The organism is Ruegeria sp. CI8, assembly GCF_056536865.1.
This window is the reverse complement of sequence record NZ_JBQFQL010000002.1, coordinates 442,439-462,825: the sequence shown is the minus strand read 5'-3', so window position 1 is coordinate 462,825 and position 20,387 is coordinate 442,439. Positions and strand designations below refer to the sequence as shown.

Annotated in this window: 21 protein-coding genes; 7 read left to right on the top strand and 14 right to left on the bottom strand. The window is 62.1% G+C overall.

Annotated elements, in window-relative coordinates; genetic code table 11:
* Position 1: 1 nt before the first annotated feature.
* The gene (locus ACR0DA_RS12940; RefSeq protein WP_170447725.1) at positions 2-457 is read right to left on the bottom strand and encodes a GAF domain-containing protein; all 456 of its coding nucleotides are present in this window, start codon (positions 455-457) and stop codon (positions 2-4) included.
* A 73-nt stretch (positions 458-530) separates the two neighbouring features.
* Positions 531-1,703 carry an acetyl-CoA C-acyltransferase gene (locus ACR0DA_RS12935; protein WP_480754343.1) on the bottom strand — a complete coding sequence of 391 codons (1,173 nt, stop codon included), beginning with the start codon at positions 1,701-1,703 and terminating at the stop codon, positions 531-533.
* A gap of 100 nt (positions 1,704-1,803) precedes the next feature.
* On the opposite strand from ACR0DA_RS12935, the gene ACR0DA_RS12930 reads away from it, so the two are divergent.
* The 3 genes from ACR0DA_RS12930 to ACR0DA_RS12920 all read left to right on the top strand — a co-directional run bounded on the left by ACR0DA_RS12930 (position 1,804) and on the right by ACR0DA_RS12920 (position 4,390).
* Positions 1,804-2,142 carry an STAS domain-containing protein gene (locus ACR0DA_RS12930; RefSeq protein ID WP_170342291.1) on the top strand — a complete coding sequence of 113 codons (339 nt, stop codon included), beginning with the start codon at positions 1,804-1,806 and terminating at the stop codon, positions 2,140-2,142.
* Positions 2,143-2,162: 20 nt separating this feature from the next.
* Positions 2,163-2,624 (top strand): ATP-binding protein, encoded by a 462-nt coding sequence (locus ACR0DA_RS12925; RefSeq protein ID WP_170342288.1) that lies wholly within the window; start codon positions 2,163-2,165, stop codon positions 2,622-2,624.
* A gap of 188 nt (positions 2,625-2,812) precedes the next feature.
* A complete protein-coding gene (locus ACR0DA_RS12920; RefSeq protein WP_480754341.1) occupies positions 2,813-4,390 on the top strand; it encodes a gamma-glutamyltransferase family protein in 1,578 nt (525 codons plus the stop codon).
* A 24-nt stretch (positions 4,391-4,414) separates the two neighbouring features.
* On the opposite strand, the gene hspQ is transcribed toward ACR0DA_RS12920, so the two are convergent.
* Positions 4,415-4,741, bottom strand: a complete 327-nt coding sequence (gene hspQ, locus ACR0DA_RS12915; RefSeq protein ID WP_170341320.1) for a heat shock protein HspQ — start codon at positions 4,739-4,741, stop codon at positions 4,415-4,417.
* Between the two features lie 187 nt (positions 4,742-4,928).
* Here hspQ and ACR0DA_RS12910 point away from each other — a divergent pair, with 187 nt between their 5' ends.
* Positions 4,929-5,510, top strand: a complete 582-nt coding sequence (locus tag ACR0DA_RS12910; protein ID WP_093964271.1) for a transglycosylase SLT domain-containing protein — start codon at positions 4,929-4,931, stop codon at positions 5,508-5,510.
* Positions 5,511-5,522: 12 nt separating this feature from the next.
* On the opposite strand, the gene ACR0DA_RS12905 is transcribed toward ACR0DA_RS12910, so the two are convergent.
* The 4 genes from ACR0DA_RS12905 to ACR0DA_RS12890 form a co-directional block, all read right to left on the bottom strand.
* Positions 5,523-6,119 carry a LolA family protein gene (locus tag ACR0DA_RS12905; protein ID WP_170342281.1) on the bottom strand — a complete coding sequence of 199 codons (597 nt, stop codon included), beginning with the start codon at positions 6,117-6,119 and terminating at the stop codon, positions 5,523-5,525.
* A gap of 39 nt (positions 6,120-6,158) precedes the next feature.
* Complete coding sequence (locus ACR0DA_RS12900; protein WP_480754340.1) at positions 6,159-9,062, bottom strand: DNA translocase FtsK; 2,904 nt, start codon at positions 9,060-9,062, stop codon at positions 6,159-6,161.
* Positions 9,063-9,075: 13 nt separating this feature from the next.
* Complete coding sequence (locus ACR0DA_RS12895; protein ID WP_480754339.1) at positions 9,076-10,257, bottom strand: aminotransferase class I/II-fold pyridoxal phosphate-dependent enzyme; 1,182 nt, start codon at positions 10,255-10,257, stop codon at positions 9,076-9,078.
* Positions 10,258-10,366: 109 nt separating this feature from the next.
* On the bottom strand, positions 10,367-11,695 hold the full coding sequence (locus ACR0DA_RS12890) for an amidase (RefSeq protein ID WP_480754337.1): 1,329 nt from the start codon (positions 11,693-11,695) through the stop codon (positions 10,367-10,369).
* A gap of 57 nt (positions 11,696-11,752) precedes the next feature.
* Between ACR0DA_RS12890 and ACR0DA_RS12885 the strand changes: the two genes are divergently transcribed.
* On the top strand, positions 11,753-13,015 hold the full coding sequence (locus tag ACR0DA_RS12885) for an FAD-dependent monooxygenase (protein WP_480754335.1): 1,263 nt from the start codon (positions 11,753-11,755) through the stop codon (positions 13,013-13,015).
* On the opposite strand, the gene ACR0DA_RS12880 is transcribed toward ACR0DA_RS12885, so the two are convergent.
* The 5 genes from ACR0DA_RS12880 to ACR0DA_RS12860 all read right to left on the bottom strand — a co-directional run bounded on the left by ACR0DA_RS12880 (position 13,012) and on the right by ACR0DA_RS12860 (position 16,536).
* The gene (locus ACR0DA_RS12880; protein WP_093964266.1) at positions 13,012-13,197 is read right to left on the bottom strand and encodes a Trm112 family protein; all 186 of its coding nucleotides are present in this window, start codon (positions 13,195-13,197) and stop codon (positions 13,012-13,014) included. The two genes, ACR0DA_RS12885 and ACR0DA_RS12880, sit on opposite strands and share 4 nt — an antisense overlap.
* Positions 13,194-13,835 carry an LON peptidase substrate-binding domain-containing protein gene (locus tag ACR0DA_RS12875; RefSeq protein ID WP_093964265.1) on the bottom strand — a complete coding sequence of 214 codons (642 nt, stop codon included), beginning with the start codon at positions 13,833-13,835 and terminating at the stop codon, positions 13,194-13,196. Before ACR0DA_RS12875 ends, ACR0DA_RS12880 begins: the two co-directional genes overlap by 4 nt.
* A gap of 27 nt (positions 13,836-13,862) precedes the next feature.
* Positions 13,863-14,780: a thioredoxin family protein gene (locus ACR0DA_RS12870; RefSeq protein WP_170360825.1), complete on the bottom strand. Its 918-nt coding sequence runs from the start codon at positions 14,778-14,780 to the stop codon at positions 13,863-13,865.
* Positions 14,781-14,868: 88 nt separating this feature from the next.
* Positions 14,869-15,657: an exodeoxyribonuclease III gene (locus ACR0DA_RS12865; protein ID WP_170600136.1), complete on the bottom strand. Its 789-nt coding sequence runs from the start codon at positions 15,655-15,657 to the stop codon at positions 14,869-14,871.
* Positions 15,658-15,849: 192 nt separating this feature from the next.
* Positions 15,850-16,536 carry a response regulator transcription factor gene (locus ACR0DA_RS12860; RefSeq protein WP_093964262.1) on the bottom strand — a complete coding sequence of 229 codons (687 nt, stop codon included), beginning with the start codon at positions 16,534-16,536 and terminating at the stop codon, positions 15,850-15,852.
* A gap of 162 nt (positions 16,537-16,698) precedes the next feature.
* On the opposite strand from ACR0DA_RS12860, the gene ribA reads away from it, so the two are divergent.
* Both ribA and ACR0DA_RS12850 read left to right on the top strand, forming a co-directional pair.
* Positions 16,699-17,793, top strand: coding sequence for a GTP cyclohydrolase II (ribA, locus tag ACR0DA_RS12855; RefSeq protein WP_480754333.1), 1,095 nt, complete (start codon positions 16,699-16,701; stop codon positions 17,791-17,793).
* The gene (locus ACR0DA_RS12850; RefSeq protein WP_480754332.1) at positions 17,790-18,290 is read left to right on the top strand and encodes a L,D-transpeptidase family protein; all 501 of its coding nucleotides are present in this window, start codon (positions 17,790-17,792) and stop codon (positions 18,288-18,290) included. The genes ribA and ACR0DA_RS12850 overlap by 4 nt, the downstream gene beginning before the upstream one ends.
* Here the strand turns inward: ACR0DA_RS12850 and ACR0DA_RS12845 are convergent.
* The gene (locus tag ACR0DA_RS12845) at positions 18,274-18,933 is read right to left on the bottom strand and encodes a YggS family pyridoxal phosphate-dependent enzyme (protein ID WP_480754330.1); all 660 of its coding nucleotides are present in this window, start codon (positions 18,931-18,933) and stop codon (positions 18,274-18,276) included. The two genes, ACR0DA_RS12850 and ACR0DA_RS12845, sit on opposite strands and share 17 nt — an antisense overlap.
* 103 nt (positions 18,934-19,036) lie before the next feature.
* Positions 19,037-20,116 carry a porin gene (locus tag ACR0DA_RS12840; RefSeq protein ID WP_480754410.1) on the bottom strand — a complete coding sequence of 360 codons (1,080 nt, stop codon included), beginning with the start codon at positions 20,114-20,116 and terminating at the stop codon, positions 19,037-19,039.
* Between the last annotated feature and the right edge of the window lie 271 nt (positions 20,117-20,387).

Genomic DNA, 20,387 nt, shown 5'->3' with positions numbered 1-20,387 from the left:
TCTACAGACACCCGAAAACCTGCGCGAGGATACGCGACAGCCCATCGGCATCGGCCTGCTCGAACGCATCGGGCTGATCGCTGTCGATATCAAAGACCCCGATGACCTGCCCCGCAGAATCCCGCACCGGCAGAACCAATTCGGACCGGGTCGACGAGGCACAGGCAATGTGCCCCTCAAACGCATCCACATCCGGGACCAGCTGAACCTCTCCGGTGCGCGCCGCTGCCCCGCAGACCCCGCGCGAGAACGGGATGACCAAACAGCCGTGCCCGCCCTGATAGGGTCCGATCTTCAACAACTCCGGCTCGGTCACACGGTAAAACCCTGTCCAGTCAAAGCGGTCGTCGCTGTGATGCACCTCGCAGGCGACGGTGGCCATCAGAGCGACCTGGTCAGTTTCACCTTCCGTCAGGGCTTCGATGGTTTTGGACAAGAGCGCGTAGTCAGCTTTCATGGGGTCATTTCCAATGTGCAACCGGGCCGCAACCTCTGCGGCCCGGTTCAGCTAATGGCAAAATGCCAAAGCGTCAAACCCGCTCGATCGCGATTGCGGTGCCTTCGCCGCCTCCGATGCAGATCGCGGCCACTCCGCGCTTCAGGCCACGCTTCTCGAGTGCATTTAGAAGCGTCACCATGATGCGTGCACCTGAGGCACCGATCGGATGACCAAGGGCACAGGCGCCACCGTTGACGTTGACCTTGTCGCGCGGCAGGCCCATTTCGTGCATGAAGGCCATCGGAACAACGGCAAACGCCTCGTTCACTTCCCACAGGTCCACGTCGTCCTTGCTCCAACCGATCTGTTCCAGCAGCTTCTGCGCGGCCGGGACCGGAGCCGTCGTGAAAAGGCCGGGCGCCTGGGCGTGGCTCGCGTGGCCCAGGATGCGGGCACGTACATTCACGCCGCGCGCCTCGGCCGTGTCAGCCGCAGCAAGAACCAGCGCCGCTGCGCCATCCGAGATTGACGAGGAATTGGCCGCCGTCACCGTGCCATCCTTGCGGAATGCCGGCTTCAGCGTCGGTATCTTTTCCGGCCGCGCCGATTTGGGCTGCTCGTCCGAATCCTGAATGATTTCACCTTTGCGGCTTCGGACCGTGACGGCTGCGATCTCGTCCGAGAAGGCCCCGCTGGCCTGCGCTTCGAGCGCATTCGACAGCGATTTCAACGCGTATTCGTCTTGCGCCTCTCGGGTGAATTGATAAGCCTCGGCGCAGTCTTCGGCAAAAGTGCCCATCAGGCGGCCCTTGTTATAGGCATCTTCCAACCCGTCCAGGAACATGTGATCCACCACCTGGCCGTGACCGATACGAGCCCCGCCGCGCATCTTGGGCAGCAAGTAGGGCGCATTCGTCATGCTTTCCATCCCACCCGCAACCATCGAGTCTGCATGGCCAAGCGCGATCTGATCGAACGCCATCATCGCCGCCTTCATGCCCGACCCGCACATCTTGTTCAGCGTGGTCGCAGGTACCTCTTCTCCCAGACCTGCCGCAAACCCTGCCTGACGCGCCGGAGCCTGCCCCTGACCGGCGGGCAGAACGCAGCCCATCAAAACCTCGTCGACCGTCTGCGTCTTGGCGTTTTTAAGCGCCGCACGAATGGCGACGCCACCCAGTTCTGCCGCAGGCACGCCGTCGAACATTCCTTGAAACCCGCCCATCGGCGTCCGGGCCGCACCAGCGATCACAACCTCTTTCATGTGACGACTCCTCCTTTTGTCGTGTGCTTGGATACCGAATGGTAAGAAATGCCGTCTAGCGTATTTCTACGATCGATCGACGGAATCCGAGGGGAGTCACGTGGCACTGAGCAGCAAAACGACAGGCGAAACGCAGATCATCACAGTCGACGCCGCCCGCATCGACGCCGCCATGGCGATACAGTTCAAGGAAGACATGCGGACCCAAACCGCAGATGGCGCCGGTCGGATCATCCTGGACCTGTCTGCGGTCGAGTTCATAGACTCCAGTGGATTGGGCGCGATCGTGGCGTCCATGAAGCAACTTGGAAATGGGCGCAGGCTGGAACTGGCGGGATTGCAGCCTGTCGTGGCCAAGGTTTTTCGGCTGACGCGTATGGATACGGTTTTCAAACTGCATCCCAACTTGGATGACGCGCTGGCCTCCGAGTTGGAGTGAAGCGCCAGGGGGCAAATGGCGTGACAGTCAACTGCGAAGACGGCCGACTCGAAGTGGCGTTCCCTGCCGTCGAAGCCGAGGCCAGCCGCGCCATCGCTTCGCTGCACGCGGGGCTGTCGAATCTCGGCTTGCCGGGGCAAAAGACTGCGGACATCAAGATCGTGTTGGCCGAGGCGATCAACAATGTTGTCGAACACGCCTATGCTGAGCGCGCGCCCGGAATGGTTCGGGTTTCCGTGCTGGACTCCAAAGATTACCTGGAGGTCCAGATCACTGACACCGGGCACCCCTTGCCCGGCCTGAAGATGCCAGATGGCATTCCTGCCAGTGTGGAAACCGATACTTCAAACCTGCCCGAAGGTGGATTCGGTTGGTTCCTGATCCGCACATTGGCCGACGAGGTGCGGTATGACCGCAGAAACGGCCAAAACCTGCTATTCTTGCGGTTTGAGCGCACAAAAAAAGCGGATCGGCCACAATAACGCCCAGATCGGACCATTGTCGCGCCGCAAACGACCGGCAGAAACAAGGGGTAGCTCAGATAGCTTCCCTCGGCGCCATGTGTCACAGCCCCCACCCAGTGAACGGCGCCGAGGACCTTCTCCTTGAAATGACTGGACATCAGCCAACGGCACCCTAGTGTCGACGCGTTCAGGAGGAGACCCATTCCATGCGCGATTTCCACGCCCCCGGCCGTTCCGAGGTTTTATCGACCGAAGGGATGTGCGCAACCTCGCATCCGCTGGCTGCAAAGGTGGCGCTGGATATTCTGGGCCGCGGCGGAAACGCAATGGACGCCGCCATTGCCGCGGGCGTACTTCTGGGCATCTGCGAACCGCAGATGACAGGTCTGGGTGGCGACTGTTTCGTTCTTTACAATCGCGCTGGCGAAACGAAGGTGCGCGCGCTGAACGGATCCGGGCGGGCGCCCGCTGGCGCCTCGGCCGAAGATCTGCGGGCCCGTGGGTTGGCTGCGGTGCCACTTGACGGCCCCGAAGCGGTGACGATCCCCGGGGCTGTTGACGCATTCTGCCACCTGTCAGAGGCCGAGGGTCGATTGGGGATCGAGGCCGTTCTTCAACCTGCAATTCACTATGCCGAAACGGGCGTTCCGGTTGCACCTCGCGTTGCGCATGACTGGTCGATCGGGGCCGAAACGCTGCAGGGCGCAGCCCGGGATCACTATCTGATCGACGGCCGCGCCCCAACGACAGGTCAGGTGTTTCGCGCTCCGGGTCAGGCAGAAGTCCTGCGTCGCGTGGCCCGAAGGGGGCGTGACGCCTTTTACGAGGGCGAAATCGCCGATGACATGCTGGCCGCGTTGAATTCCCGAGGCGGTGTTCATTCGGCCACGGACTTTCACGACACAAAGTTCATCGAAGCCTCACCGGTCGGAGGTGACTACCGCAACGCTGAACTGCTGGAACATCCGCCGAACGGACAAGGCGCGACTGCGATCCTGCTTCTCAACATCCTCAAGCATTTCGACATTGCAGGCATGGACCCGTGGGGCGCCGAACGGGCGCATATCGAAGCCGAGGCGACCAAGCTGGCCTACGATGCACGCAACCGGTTCATCGCCGACCCGGATCAGTCGTCGCGCATGGAACATTTTCTGGCGCCGGAAACGGCGGCAAAGCTGGCAGAGCTGATTGATCCCCGGCGCGCCATGACCGCCGCCGCCCCGCTGACCGAAGCGGTGCACAAGGACACGGTTTATGTCACGGTCGTCGACCGGGATCGTATGGCTGTTTCTCTGATCTACTCCATCTTCCACAGCTTCGGATCGGGCATCGCCTCGGAAAAGTTTGGCATTCTCCTGCAGAACCGCGGATGTGGTTTCAACCTTGAACCGGGACATCCGAACGAACTGGGCGGCGGCAAGCGCCCGATGCACACGATCATTCCCGCGATGCTGAAGCAAAACGGCCAGATAGCCATGCCGTTCGGCGTGATGGGCGGGGCCTATCAGCCGACAGGCCACGCTCGCCTAGTTTCCAACCTTCTGGATTTCGACTTGGGGCTGCAGCACGCCGCCGACGCACCCCGCGTTTTTGCCGACGGTTCGATCTTGAAGATCGAACCCGGCTACGATCGCAGGATCGCACAACAATTGTCGGAAATGGGGCACAATGTCGTCGAAACGGAAACGCCGCTGGGCGGTGCGCAGGCGATCCGAATCCATCAAAGCGGAGTATTGGAGGGCGCCAGCGACCCCCGAAAGGACGGTTGCGCTTTGGGTTACTGACGCCGCAACGGCGTCAGCACCGTTTCAGTTCAGCTGGAAGTGCAGCGGATAGCTGCCATCCTGAAACGGCCCGAACATGTTGGGAATATCAGGATGATCAACAGGTTCGCCTGACTGGTCGGCAATCAGATTTTGCTCTGATACATAAGCCACATAGAAGGATTGATCGTTCTCGGCCAGCAAATGGTAGAACGGCTGATCCTTGATCGGGCGGCTGTCTTCGGGAATTGCCTCGTACCATTCCTCGGTATTTGCAAATTCCGGATCCACGTCAAAAATCACCCCTCGGAAGGGATGTTTCTTGTGACGAACCACCTGGCCCAGGCGGTACTTTGCATGTGTCTTCAGCATTGTTTCAGCCCCCAAGGCACTTACTAAACCTTTCCGCCGGCAATTGCCAATCATTGATCTGAAATTCGCGGAAACAGTCTGTGAACCTATGCCTGACAGTCGTCGGCCTGCTGCAGGGTTTCTTATACGATTGTGATTTCCTCGGCCTGCAATCTGCGCTAGAATAAAGAAAAAAGGCACGAGGCACATGAGCAGAAAACTTCTCGTACTCTTCGGGGTGCTGTTTTTGGCATCCTGTGGGGGCGGCGCGCAGCGTCCGCCCAGCAACCTCAATGACGCTTGCGCCATCGCGCGCGAGCGGCCGGACATGATCAAGGCGTTCAAGAGCACCGAACGCAAATGGGGTGTTCCGGTCCATGTCCAGATGGCAACCATCTACCAAGAAAGCCGCTATCGTCACGACGCGCGGACGCCCCACAAATATGTTCTTGGGGTTATTCCGATGGGCCGTCAGAGCAGCGCCTATGGCTTCAGCCAGGCCCTGGACGGAACCTGGGAAGAATATCAGCGCGAAACCGGGAAGCGGCGCGCCAAGCGTGACCGCATTCGTGACGCGTCAGATTTCGTCGGATGGTACATGAACAAAAGCAGTCAGAAGATCGGCATCTCGACCAGCGACACGCGGAACCAGTATCTGGCGTATCACGAAGGTCGCGCGGGTTACGCACGCGGCAGCCATTACGGCAAGACCTGGCTATTGAACGTGGCCAATGACGTGGACGCACGTGCGCAGATGTACCAGGCGCAGCTGTCCAGCTGCCGCTACTGAAAGAGCCGCGGGTCAGCGATTCTCTGACCCGCGCCGCGCCTTGTTCGAAAACAGGCCGCTGTCGATTCTGACATCTTCGTTGAGCGGGCCCAGCAGCACCGTGGTTTGACCCCCGGCGTTGTCGTAGATGACCCATTTCCGCAACTCGATCGGATTTGCCGTGAACATCAGCTCGATCCGACCGGACTCGGGGTTTTTCGGGTCCTGCGCGGTGACGACCGTTGCTGTGCCATCAAATGTGTGGCCGACTACCATGTTGGCCTGCGACAGGTTCACGTTGCGCGCCAGAACCAGCGACAGCGGTGTGCGCTTCAACGGGTACTGCTCGGGCGGCTGGTTCGATTTGGGGTCGAACACCATCACCGTGCCGGCATTGGCCAACACGACCGCGCTGTTGGGCGGATCGTATTCGAACCGCATCTTTCCAGGGCGCTGCAGCCACAGCTTGCCGGTACTGAGCGATCCGTCATCGTTGACTTGGGTAAACGTCGTCTGAACGGCCTTCAATCCGTTCAGATAGTTCGAGATCTGCGACAAGGGCAGCTTGTCGGCGGCCCAGGCTGCGGGGGCAGTCAAAGCAAGGGCAAGGGCAAAGGCAATCTGTTTCATGACACACAGATATGCGCTCTGCCCTTGTTATTAAATATCCTACTGTTCCGGGACGAGGATTTCGCGTTTGCCCACGTGATTTGCTGCCGAAACAACGCCTTCGTCCTCCATCTGCTCGACCAGCCGTGCAGCCTTGTTGTAGCCGATGGCAAGTTTCCGCTGGATGTACGAGGTTGAACACTTGCGATCCTTGATCACGATGGCAACCGCCTGATCGTACAGCGCATCCTCACCATTGGTGTTGCCGCCGGTGTTCAGGCCCAGAACCGCGTCGATATTGTCGGCCTTGTCCTCGGACGGGCCGTCCAGCACGCTGCCGACATAGTCGGGCGGGCCATACTGCTTGAGGTGGTTCACGACCTCCTCGACCTCTTCATCCGACACGAACGGCCCGTGGCAGCGAGTGATCTTGGCGCCGCCAGCCATGTACAGCATGTCGCCCTGCCCCAGCAGCTGTTCGGCCCCCATCTCGCCCAGGATGGTCCGGCTGTCGACTTTCGACGTCACCTGGAACGAGATCCGGGTCGGGAAGTTGGCCTTGATCGTACCGGTGATGACGTCCACCGAGGGCCGCTGCGTGGCCATGATCAGGTGGATGCCCGAAGCCCGCGCCATCTGCGCCAGGCGTTGGATGCAGGCTTCGATCTCCTTGCCGGCCACCATCATCAGGTCGGCCATCTCGTCGACGATAACGACGATATAGGGCATGGCCTTGGGTTCGAATTCCTCGGTCTCAAAGATCGGCTCTCCGGTTTCGTCATCGAACCCGGTCTGGACCGTGCGGCTGAACAATTCGCCCTTGGACAGCGCGTCCTTCACCCGGCCGTTGTAGCCGGCGATGTTGCGCACGCCCATTTTGGACATCTTGCGATAGCGGTCCTCCATTTCGCCGACGACCCATTTCAGGGCAACCACCGCCTTTTTCGGGTCGGTCACGACCGGCGACAGCAGATGCGGGATGCCGTCATAGACGGAAAGCTCCAGCATCTTGGGGTCGATCATGATCAGGCGGCATTCGTCCGGCGTCAGTTTGTAGAGCAGCGACAGGATCATCGTGTTGATCGCCACCGACTTGCCCGAACCGGTCGTCCCGGCGATCAGCAGGTGAGGCATCTTGGCCAGGTTGGCCACGACCGAGTCTCCGCCGATATCCTTGCCCAGCGCCAGCGGTAGCGCATGGGTGCCGTCGCCGAAATCGCGGCTTGCCAGGATTTCGCGCAGGACCACCATCTCGCGGTTCTCGTTGGGCAATTCGATGCCGATGACCGAACGTCCGGGCAGGGTCGAGACACGCGCCGACAGCGCCGACATAGACCGGGCGATATCATCGGCCAGCCCGATCACGCGGCTGGCTTTCAGGCCCGGTGCGGGTTCCAACTCGTACATCGTGACGACAGGGCCGGGGCGGACACTGACGATCTCGCCTTTGACCCCATAATCATCCAGCACGTTCTCCAGCATCCGCGCGTTTTCCTCCAGCGCTTCGTCACTGAGGTGATGACGCTGAATGCCCGACGGGTTCGTCAACAGGCTGAGCGGCGGCAGTTCGAAATCCGTGTGCCGCTCTTCGAAAGACAGGCTGGGCTGCGCTTCGGCCTGAGCCCGTCGCGACGGCAGGACGTTGCGCCGGACTGGCTGCGCGACAACCGGCTTGCGCGGTTCGGCAACCGGGATCTTCATGGCCGGGCGCGCCTCGGCGATTGGGTCCTCTGCATCCTCGAACACCTGATCGTCGTCGATATCCTCAGGCGCATAGGCCGAGACCGGGTCTTCCGCGAACGTCTCCATTTCCGCAGACGGCTGCGGCGGCTGACCGGTCAACGGCGGCTCGGGCGGCAGCCCGGCAGCAGTCAGCGGAGGTTCGGGCGGAAGGTTGCCCGCACGCGGCGCATTCAGGATCAGCGGGTCGGGACCACGGCCGCGCCCCTTGGTCAGTGGGCGGTTCGGATCGGGCTCGGGCGCGATTTCACCGGTAGCGACCTTGCGGTTCTGGATCACCGCGGAGATCTTCGAGCGGATCCGGTCCTCGCCCGGCATCTCGTCATATCCGGTAACGGGTTCCGGATCGACCAGTTCGGGTTCGGGCATCGGCTCGGGGCGGCGGATCAGGCCAGGCATGCGCGCAAGCAGGCCCGTTTTGACGGGCTCGGGGGCTGCGATCTCGGGCTCTTCAAAGACCGGATCGGCATAGGCCAGTTCATCCTCGAATTCGGCACCGGCGGCCTGGGTTGCCTTGCGTTCCTGCCACTTTTCCCGGCGCGCCTGCGCGGCACGGGCCGTGGCCGAGGCCCCCTGCCCCAGCGCGGTCATCAGCATGTCATAGGCCATCACCAGACCCAGCAGGAAAGCCCGGAACCCGTGCCGGACGTCCGATTTGGTGAAACCCAGCACAAAGACGCCCAATGCCAGCATGCCGGCCGCCATGGCCAGCGACATCAGCTTGACCATGAAATGCGACGAGATCGGCAACAGCGTCAGCAGCGCGCCCATCACCGTGTCGCCGAACAGACCGCCCAGACCAAAGCTGTGCGTCGCGCGCCATTCGGCGCCGGGCACCAGCGTTGCGGCATAGACCGAGAGGACGGCGATCCAGATCGGCGCGAAAATCAGGCGGGCCACGGCGCGATCCTCGCCGAAATGGCCGGCAAAGCGCACGCCCCAGCCGACCAGCACCAGCGCGATGCCAAAGCTGCCCCAGCCCACGATCATGAACAACGGCGCGGCGATCGAAGCGCCGAACCGGCCCAGCCAGTTCTGCACCGGCGCGTCGGTCGAGACCATCCAATTCGGATCATCCGGCGTGTAGGACCAGATCATCGCCGCGGCGGCCAGGCCGGCCAAGATCAAGGCGATCCCGATCAGTTCCTTGCTGCGCCGCTCGATCGCGGCCTGGGTGGTGCTGTCCAACAATGGGTCGCGGTTGCGCGCGTTGTAAGATGCCATGTGCCCTCGTACCTCACGAATAGATGCAGTCGCGGAGCGTGATCAGCCCGCGCTGCATCTCTGTTTTTGGGGCCACCATCGCGACCCTGATAAAGCCTTTGCCCGGGTTCTGCCCCGGATCCCCTTGTGAAAGATATGCGCCCGGCAGGACCCGAACCCCGGTTTCCCGCCACAGCTTCAATGCGGCCTGCTCGCCATCCTCGACGGGCAGCCAAAGAAAGAACCCCGCCTCGGGCGGCATATAGCCCTGAACGCCCGCAAACACCTGATCGGCGATGGCATATTTTTCCTGATACAGCGCGCGGTTTTCCTGAACATGCGCCTCGTCGGCCCAGACCCTGGCCGCCGCGGCCTGCAACGGCAGCGGCAAGGGCGCCCCGGCATAGGCGCGCAACTGCTTGACCCGCTTGATGCTTTCCGGCCCGCCCGCGATCAGCCCCGACCGAAGCCCCGCCAGGTTCGACCGTTTCGACAGCGAGTTGAACAGCGTGATCCGCTCGGGATCGGCGCCCAGCTCCTGCGCGACGGTCAGGATGCCGGTGGGCGGCGTATCGCGGTAGATCTCGGAATAGCACTCGTCGGCGAAGATGCGGAAATCGTACCGCTCGGCCAGCCGGATCAGCTCGGCCCAGTAGTCGCGCGAGGCGACGGCACCCTGCGGGTTGGCGGGCGAACAGATATAGGCGACGGCGGTGCGGTTCAGCACATCCTCTGGCAGGCCGGCATAGTCTGGTAGATGCCCGGTGGCCGCGGTGGCCGGCACGAAATACGGCTGCGCCCCGACCGAGATCGAGGCCACCATGTAGACTTGATAGAACGGGTTGGGGCACAAAACGATCGGCTGCTGGCCGTTCTTCTGCTCGGGGCAGAGCGCCATGGCGGCGTTATACAACCCCTCGCGCGTGCCGTTCAGTGCCATGATGTTGGTCTCGGCGTCCATCCGCACGCCATAGCGACGGTCGATCCAGTCGGCGATGGCCCCGCGCAGCGCGTCGGACCCCTCGTTCGGCGGGTATTTCTGAAATCCGGCGGCATTTTCCACGATGACATCGGTCACCCAGGGCGGAAAGTCATGCTTGGGCTCGCCAATCGTCATATGCACGACATCGCCGCCCGGCGCGTGATGGTCGAGCAGGGCGCGTAGACGCGGAAAAGCATAGGCCGGTAGGTTCGAAAACCGCTCGGGGAAATTCATGACTGCTGCCTCGATACCGGGATCATTGGCGCCCCGGTTTTCCAGCAGATTACAGGCCGAACCCCCGCGCGTCCAGACAAAGAGGTTCCGAATCAGGGGATTGTGGCATTCAGGTCAGAACCGCCTCGGCCGCCGCGCCCAGCCGCAAAAGCGCCTCTTCCGAGCCCGGATAGCCCAACATCATCAGCCCGCAGGACGGTATCGTGGTGGGCAGCGACAGCGCCGCCAGCCCCATCAGGTTGCCGATCCGGGTGTTGCGCAGGGCCAGAAGGTTCTCGGTGACGTAGTAGTCATGGTCGTTCATCAGTCGGTCCAGATCCGGCGGCAGGATCGGCGCGGTGGGGGCCAGAACCGCGTCAAAGCCGGCGGTGGCCGCGTCCCAGGCCGACCGGCAGGCTTTCAGCCGCGACCACGCGGCCACGTAATCCGGGCCGGAATGCCCCTTGCCCGCGCGGAACCGTTCAAGGATTTCGGGATACATCGCCTCAGGGTTGGCCTCGATCACGTCACGCCACAGGCCATAGGCTTCGGTGGTGTAGAGAACACCGGACAGGCCCATCGCCTCGACCAGTTCCGGCACCTCCAGCGGCACGATTTCGGCCCCTGCATCACGCAAGCGGTCCAGCGCCTCGGCATAGGCCTGGCGTGGCGCGTCGCGCAGATCGTCCTGCGCGATGGTCTGCAGATCGGCAAACCGCCGCCCCTTCAGGCTGGCGCCCCGCAGATCGGCCGGCGTTCCGCCTTCCAGCAGCGCCAGCATCTGCGCCGCATCCTCGACCGACCGCGCCAGCGGGCCGACCGTGTCGAACCGCAGGCACAGGGGCACCACGCCCTCGAGGCTCAACCGCCCCGACGTGGTTTTCAGCCCCACCAAGTCGTTCCACGCGGCCGGAATGCGCACCGATCCGCCCGTATCCGAGCCGATTCCGCAGGCCGCCAGACCAAAGGCCACCGACGCCGCCGCACCCGAGGACGACCCGCCCGGAACCGCCTTTTCGTCATTCACGCAGGGCGGCGTCGCGGTGACGGGGTTCAGGCCAAGGCCCGAGAAGGCCAGCTCGCTCATATGCGTCTTGCCCAGACAGACCGCGCCCATGGCCGTCGCGTTGCGCAGAACGGTTGCGTCATGGTCGGGAACCCGGCCGCGCAGCAGGGCCGATCCGGCCTCGGTTCCGATCCCGGCGGTGTCGAACAGATCCTTCCAGCTGATCGGCACCCCATCCAGCAATGAACGGCGCAGACCCTGGGCCGCCCGTTCCTTGGCTGCGCGGGCTTCCGCGCGGGCGCGGTCATGCGTGACGCGGGCATAGATGCGGTCGCGGTGCGGATGGGCGTCGATGGCCGCCAGATAGACCTCGGTCAGTTCCTCGGGATCGATCTGCCCCATGCCGATCCCCCGGCCCAGGTCACATGCCGTCATGGTCAGCCAGTCCTGCATCTTTGCCCCCTTGTCGGAAAAATTCGTGTTTCGGCGACGGTAGCGACAGGACTGCACATGGACAATCCCGAAAGGGCGCGCATATTGCACCGCATGACACAGGTTTCCGATATCTTGATCGTGGGCGGCGGGCTGAACGGCCCCGCCCTGGCGCTGGCGCTGGCGCAGACCGGGCACAGCGTCACCGTGATCGACGCGCTGGCCGAGAAGGTGCGCAAGACCGCGGCGTTCGACGGGCGTGCCTATGCGCTGGCGCTGGCCTCGCAACGGTTGCTGGCCGCGATCGGAGTCTGGGAGCGGGTCGCGGAATACGCCCAGCCGATGTTGGAGATCAAGGTCACCGATGGCCATGCGGGCGCAGGCCCGTCGCCGTTTTTCATGCATTTCGACCATGCCGAGATCGAGGAAGGCCCGATGGGCTATATGGTCGAGGACCGTCACCTGCGGCGCGCGTTTCTTGCGGCGATGGAGGCAGAACCGGCGATCACCCGGGTGGATGGGAAAACCGTGGTTGCGCAGGAAACCGGGCCTGGTGGCGTGACCGTGACGCTGGATGACGGATCGGCGCTGTCCGGTCGGCTTCTGGTGGGGTGTGACGGCCGCCGCAGCGGCACCGCCGCCCGCGCCGGGATCAAGCGGACCGGATGGGACTACGGCCAGACCGCGCTGGTCTGCGCCATCGAACACGACCTGCCGCATCACGGCATCGCACATCAGTTCTTCATGCCCCCCGGCCCGCTGGCGATCCTGCCGCTGACCGGCAATCGCAGCTCGATCGTCTGGAGCGAACGCTCTGACACCGCGCAGCGCATCAACGCGCTGGACGAGACCGAGTACCTTCAAGTTCTGCGGCCCAGATTCGGCGATTTTCTGGGTAACATCCGCCTGCAGGGCGACCGGTTCACCTATCCGCTGAACCTGACCATCGCCAATTCCTTCATCGCCGAGCGGCTGGCGCTGGTGGGTGATGCGGCCCATGGCATGCACCCGATCGCCGGTCAGGGGCTGAACGCCGGGCTGCGCGACGTCGGCGCGCTGGCCGAGGTTCTGACGCTGGCCGGGCGGCGCGGCGAGGACATCGGCTCGGTGCTGGTTCTGGAGCGCTATCAGGAATGGCGCCGCTTTGACACGGCGGCCCTGGCAATGGCGACGGATGTGTTCAACAAGCTGTTTTCGAACGACAATCCGATACTGCGGCTGGGGCGCGACATCGGAATGGGCATCGTGGGCTCCCTGCCCAGCCTGCGCCGCGGCTTCGTGCGCGAGGCCGCCGGTTTGACGGGCGACCTGCCCAAGCTGCTGCAGGGCCGCCCGATCTAGTCGAGCTTGCGCGCCTCATCCACCAGCATCACCGGAATCCCGTTGCGGATGGGAAAAGCCAGACCAGCGGCTTTCGAGACCAACTCCTGCCGCTCGGCGTCATATTCCAGCGTGGTGTGGGTCTGGGGGCAGATCAGCGCCTCGAGCATGTGGCGGTCGAACCCCGGTTCCGTTTCAGTCATTGCAGTTGTTCCTCGTTTGAACCCCCGCGCAGCGAGAATTCGATCAGTGTGACAAGCGTTTCGCGCCGGGTGCGCAGACAGGGCGCCTCAAGCAGGGCCTGCTTGTCCTCGGGGTCGAAATCCAGAAGCATAGACAGGGAATTGACCAACAATTCGTCATCCGCCTCGTTCAGCGACTCCCAATCGGTCGACAGTTGGCGGGCGGAAAAGTAACGCCCCAGCAAACGCAGGAAGCCGGACCGGTCGAACGTATCGTCTATTTCCCCTTTGCCCAGATCGCGGTCGAACCCGTCCCAGGTGACGGCGCAGCGACGATACGGCGTGAAACCATCCAATTCGGATTGGATGCGAAACCGGGACACACCGGACAGAGTGATCAGATAGCGCCCGTCTTCGGTCTCGGAAAACTGCGTGACACGTCCGGCGCATCCGATCCGATGCAATTTGGTGTCGTCGTTCTGACAAGGGTTCGGCTGGACCATGCCGATCAACCGCTCTTTGGTTTTCAAGGCGTCATCCAGCATTTGCAGGTAGCGGGGCTCGAAAATATGCAGCGGCAGGCGTGACCGGGGCAGCAACAGCGCCCCGGGCAGAGGAAACACGGACACCGTGTCCGGCAGATCGGCGGGATGCATCATGTTTCCGATTCTAGCTCTGATGCGCGGTTAGGCAAATATCATCGAGCTGAGTTTGCGGCGACCGTTCAAAACGATCGGGTCATTGGCCTTGAGCGCATCGAAGATGGTGAACAGCTGCGCCTTGGCTGCGCCATCATTCCATTCCCGATCGCGGCGGAACAGCTCCAGAAGCTGGTCAACCGCCTCGGCGGCCTTGCCGTTGGCATAGAGCGCCTGCGCCAGGTCGAACCGGACCTGATGGTTGTCGGGATCTGCTTCGACCGCTGCCGTCAACTCGGCCACCGGCCCGGCATTTGCGGCCTGCTTGGCCAGTTCCAGCTGCGCGTGGGCAGCTTCCAACTCGGCCGTCGTTGAAATCTCGGCCGGAGCGCCGTTCAGGATCGCCTCGGCCTGATCAAGGTCACCCATCGCGATATGCGCCCGCACCAGGCCGCCATAGGCCGCGGCATGTTTTGGGTCTTCGCCAAGAATGGCGGCAAAGGTCTGGGCCGCATCCACTGCCGCGCCATCATTCAGCATCTCTTCGGCGGCCTCCACGGCCTCGTCCAGCTGCCCGCCCGGGCTCTGGCCACCGGCGGCCTCGATCACACGGTCGATAAAGGCCTTGATCTCCGATCCTGGCAAAGCGCCTTGGAATCCGTCAACCGGCTGCCCCTTGAAGAAGGCATAGACGGTCGGAATCGACTGGATACGCAATTGCGAGGCGATCATCTGCGCCTCGTCCACGTTGATTTTCACCATCTTGACCGCGCCCTTGGCCGCGGTCACGGCCTCTTCCAAGGCCGGACCCAAGGTCTTGCAGGGACCGCACCAGGGCGCCCAGAAGTCGACGATAATGGGCAATTCCTGCGATGCCTCGACGACATCGGCCATGAAAGTGGCCTCGGTTCCGTCTTTGATCAGATCGGTGGCTGCGGGGCTGCCTGCGCCGTTCAGAAGTTCCATGGCATTCACTCTCCGGATTCAGTCTTGCGCCTTATATGCAACCAGCCGACCGGGAAACCAAGGGCCGAGTTGCGGAATCCCGCACCGATCAAAGATCGAAACTGGCAAAGACGGGCGCGTGGTCGCTGGGCTTCTCCCAGCCGCGCGCGTCGCGCAGGACGCGGCTGGAATGGCCGGCGTTCGAGATATCAGGCGTCGCCCAGACGTGATCCAGGCGCCGCCCCTTGTCAGCCGCATCCCAGTCGCGGGCGCGATAGGACCACCAGCTGTAGAGCTGTCCATCGGGGATGTCCTGCCGGGTGATATCGACCCAGCCGCCCGCATCCTGCGTCTCGGCCAGTTGCGCGACCTCAATTGGAGTGTGCGACACGACCTTTAGCAGTTGCTTGTGCGACCACACGTCGTCCTCGCGCGGGGCGATGTTCAGGTCGCCGACCAGAATGGATTTCTGCGGCTTTTCGGCGTGGAACCAGTCGCGCATGTCGGTCAGGTAATCCAGCTTCTGGCCAAATTTCTCGTTCACCTCGCGATCGGGAACGTCGCCGCCTGCCGGGACGTAGAAATTGTGGATGATCACCCCGTTTTCCAGTTGCCCCGCCACATGCCGGGCATGGCCCAGCCCGGCAAAGTCCTGATCGCCCAGATCCGTGATCGGCAAGCGCGACAGGATGGCCACGCCGTTATAGCCCTTCTGACCGCGGGCGATCATATGGGTGTAGCCCAGTTCCGCGAAGCCCTCTGTCGGGATCTTGTCGACCGGCGATTTGCATTCTTGCAGGCACAGCACGTCCGGCGCCTCTTCCTGCAGCAGCTTCAGCACGATCGGCTCGCGCAGGCGAACGGAATTGATGTTCCAGGTGGCCAGAGTGAAAGGCATGATCGGGGTTCCCTTGTCGCGACTCGGGCAAACTAGCGCGGCAGGTGCCGGGGTGCCATCCGAAAAAAAGCCGGGCCAAAGGCCCGGCAGTCCAACAGGGAGGTACATGTCATGACCCGGACATGCACGGGATGGGATTATCCTAAAGATGCTTGCAGAGTATCACTTTGATCCACATCAATCCACCTATGGTTACGACACCAGTCGATATCCACCAGATTCTGTGACCAAAAGGCGCGCATTGGAGGGATCGGGCTCGATTTTCTGACGCAGGCGGTAGATGTGCGTTTCCAGCGTATGTGTGGTCACACCGGCGTTGTAGCCCCAGACCTCATGCAGCAGCACATCGCGCGCCACCACGCCGTCGGTCGAGCGATACAGGAACTTGAGAATGTTGGTTTCCTTCTCCGTCAGCCGAATCTTGCGGTCGTCCTCGGTGATCAACATCTTCATCGCGGGTTTGAAAGTATAGGGCCCCAGGACAAAAACGGCATCTTCAGACTGTTCGTGCTGGCGCAGCTGCGCACGGATCCGGGCCAGAAGCACCGGGAACTTGAACGGCTTTGAAACATAGTCGTTGGCGCCCGCATCCAACCCCAAAATCGTATCGGCATCGCTGTCATGGCCGGTCAGCATCAGGATCGGGCTTTTGACCCCCTGCTTGCGCATCAGGCGGCACAGCTCGCGCCCATCCGTGTCGGGCAAACCCACATCCAGGATCACAAGGTCATAGATGGCTTCGCGCGCCCGCTCCATCGCGGATTGGCCGTCGGAGGCTTCGAATACATCAAAGTCCTCGGTCATCACCAACTGCTCGCTGAGCGCCTCGCGCAGGTCTTCATCGTCATCGACCAGCAGGATTTTCTTGAGTTGCGCCATGTCCCGGTCCTCCTAAACCTTTTGCAACACTTGAGCGTGGAAGATGCAATCAACAAGTTTTGCTGCAATGCTCTCACGCCCTCGTGTCTGTTGGGCCGGAAATGTTTCACATTTCCTTTCGAACGGGCTAGGACGAGGGTCGAACGTTACAGGATAACATCAATGAGTCTCATTCCAGACATCACCGAGTTGCTGGCCCGGGCGCGTGCCGACCTTCGGATGGGCGTTCCGGTCGTGCTGACGGATGACGGGGATTTCAGCGTTGTCGCCGTCGCCGCAGAGACACTCAACCCGCAGCGTCTGGCGGACCTGAGGGGGCTGGGCGGCACGCCTGTGGTTGCCATCACCGGACGACGGGCCGAAACGCTCAAAGCCCGCGCCTATGACGGTGATCTTGCTCGGGTCGTGATCCCGGCCGAGGCTGATCTGGGGTGGGTGCAGGCGGTTGCAGACCCGTCCGATGACCTGAATGCCCCGATGAAGGGACCCCTAATGACTCAGCGCCAGGGCAATGCACACCTGCATCGCATCGCAATCGCACTGACCAAATCCGCCCGCCTGCTGCCCGCCGCGGTGGTGGTTGCAGTCGAAAACGGCCAGGCCTTTTCGGCGACACACGGTCTGACCTGCATCGACCACACACGCGCTGCGCCGCATCTGGCCGATCGCAGCCCCTTGCACGAGGTGGTCGCCGCGCGCCTGCCGATGGAAGTGTCCGAGGCCGGTCGTCTGCACGTCTTCCGCCCAGAGGACGGTGGCGAGGAGCACTATGCCATCGAAATCGGCCGCCCGGATCGCTCGAAACCTGTTCTGGCACGGTTGCATTCGGCCTGTTTTACCGGTGACCTGATGGGCAGCCTGAAATGCGACTGCGGCCCGCAACTGCGCGGTGCCCTGGCCCAGATGGGGGCCGAGGGGCATGGGATTCTGCTGTATCTCAACCAGGAAGGTCGCGGGATCGGCCTGGCCAACAAAATGCGCGCCTATTTCCTGCAGGATCAGGGCTTCGACACCGTCGAAGCCAACCACCGGCTTGGATTTGAAGATGACGAGCGCGACTTCCGCCTTGGATCGGACATCCTGAAATCGCTCGGGTTCAGTTCGGTCCGGTTGCTGACCAACAACCCCGCCAAGATCGCAATGATGGAACGGACCGGGATTGCCGTTACCGAGCGTGTGCCGCTGAAGGTCGGGGAAACCGCCCACAACCGGGCCTATCTGGCGACCAAGGCCTCGAAATCGGGCCACCTGCTGTGAGCCCTCTTGATCTGGTGGTAACGCCGACCGGAGTGCGGTTCTTCGGCCGCAGGTTTCCCTGCACCATCGGCAAAGGTGGCCTGAGCAACCACAAGCGCGAGGGCGACGGGGCCACCCCCACAGGGCACCACCACATTGTCGGAATGCTGTACCGCCCGGATCGGATTGCGCCTCCCGCCCCGTGGGCTTTGCCCATCGGGCCGGGCGATCTGTGGTCGGATGACGATAGGGATCAGGACTACAACCAACACGTTCGCGCGCCCTATCCATGCAGTCACGAACGCCTGCGTCGGGCAGACCCGCTGTACGATCTGGTGCTGATTACCGATTGGAATTGGCCCGTCGCCACACCGGGCAGCGGATCAGCGATCTTTCTGCATCAGTGGCGCAGACCGGGCTATCCGACCGAAGGCTGCGTGGCGTTCCGGCGCGACGATCTGCACTGGATCGCGCGGCGCGTCGCACCCGGAACCCGGATCATCATTCCGCGGGTTTGACCCGGTCACCAAAGATGGCCGACCCCACCCGGACATGAGTTGCACCCAGCGCGATCGCGGTTTCAAAATCGCTGCTCATCCCCATGGACAGGCCATCCAGCCCGTTCCTGCCCGCGATCTTGGCCAGCAAAGCAAAATGCAGCGCGGGCTCCTCGTCGACGGGCGGAATGCACATCAACCCACGCACCGGCAGGTCAAGTGATCGACATTCGGCGACAAATTCATCGGCCTCGGCGGGCATAACCCCGGCTTTCTGGGCCTCTTCGCCGGTATTTACCTGAATGAATAGATCAGGACACTGCCCCACCTCTTGCGCCAGCCGCGCAAGGGTTTTGGCCAGTTTGGGACGGTCGACCGAGTGGATCGCGTTGCACAGTTCCATCGCCTGCCGCGCCTTGTTGGTTTGCAGCGGACCAATCAGATGCAGATCAATATCGGGATAGCTTTCACGGAAGGCGGGCCACTTGCCGGCAGCCTCCTGCACCCGGTTTTCACCAAAACACCGGTGACCCTGCTTCAACACGGCCTCGACCCGGTCGTTGGGCTGCACCTTGGATACGGCAATCAGCCGGACCGAGCCCTTGGGGCGGCCGGCTGCGGCTTCGGCCTTGGCGATGCGGGCGGTGATTTCTTGCAGCGACATGGATTCCCTCTGTTTCCATTTGTCCGCAGAAAAACACCATGTCGGTACAAAAGAAAAGGGCGGGTCCGAAGACCCGCCCTCAAACCTTGCGGTTCAGTTCAACTTAGAAGTTGAACTGAGCACCGAAGTCAGCGCGCAGGCGGCTGTCGCCGTCACCGGCTTTCGACTGGCCGATACCACCGCGCAGCGATGCACCGCCGCCCAGGTCGTAGATGGCGCCAATGCCGTACTGCTGGGTGTCGTTGTCAGCCGAACCGTCGCCGTAAGCGAAGGTCAGGGTGGTTGCAGCGCCAACGTTGTAGGCTGCCGACAGACCGTATGCAGTGCCGTTCAGCGAGTCGTCTGCAACGTCATCGTCTGCGACGAAGATGGTGCCCGAGAAGTCGCCGAATTCAGCACCCAGGGTCAGAACTGCCAGGCTCTGCTTCTCAACAACGTCGCCGATGGCGCTGGTTTCACCATAAGCAACAGCTGCGGTGAAGTTGTTGAAGCTGTAGGTGAAGCTGATGTCCCAGCGGTCTGCGCTGTCTGCAACACCGTTCAGGCCAAAGGTTGCCTGGTCATACGATGCGCCGAAGGCGAAATCACCAACTGCGTACTGGAAGAACACAGCGTTCGAACCTGCACCGGTCGACGAGTAGCCCAGGAAGCTGTAGTCGACGCCCGAGTACTGACCGATGAAGTTTTCCAGGCCCGGCTCGTTACCGTAGTAGTTTGCCAAGTTGTCGAACGAACCAGCAACGTTGCCGGCGTCAACACGCAGACCACCGTAGATGACCGAGAAGCGAGCGCCGTTCAGGCCGGCTGCGTTTGCTTCGCCGGTGTTGGCGTTTTCGTCAGCCTGCAGACGAACACGTGCTTCAAAGCGGACGCCACCGTCGGTTTCCGCGATGCCGTCGATGTTCAGGCGGAAGCGCGAGACCAGGATGGTTTCGTCGGTCGAAACGGTCGTGGTGTTGGTGGTGGTCTGGTCGGTCAGAGTCACACCAGTGTTGGTTGCGCCGCTGGCCGTGGTGGTGGTTTGACCGGTCAGAGTCACGCCGGTGTTGAAGTTGGTCACAACGCCGGTACGGTCTTCCAGGTAACCAATACCAAAGCGGCCATAACCGCTGAACTTAACTTCGGCCGCGGCAACCGATGCGGTTGCGATCAGTGCGGTCGATGCGAAGAGAACTTTTTTCATCTTGTTTCCCTCGGTTTCAATAATTTCTACTCGACACATACCTGCTGCATATGTCTCAGCACGCAGACCGTTTCGCTCTTTTTGCCCCTGTTGCGCAAGCATGCCTTGGACAGCTTCGGTTCTTTGGCCCCAAATTGGTGCAAGGATGCCACAGTCGAATTCACCCCGATATTTCAGCGGCACCGGTACGTAAGCCAAGAATGGGGTTGTTGCAGCACAGTACGTTGTCTAGGAGTATCTCCTAGCAAAGCAAAACATGTGAAAACAGGAC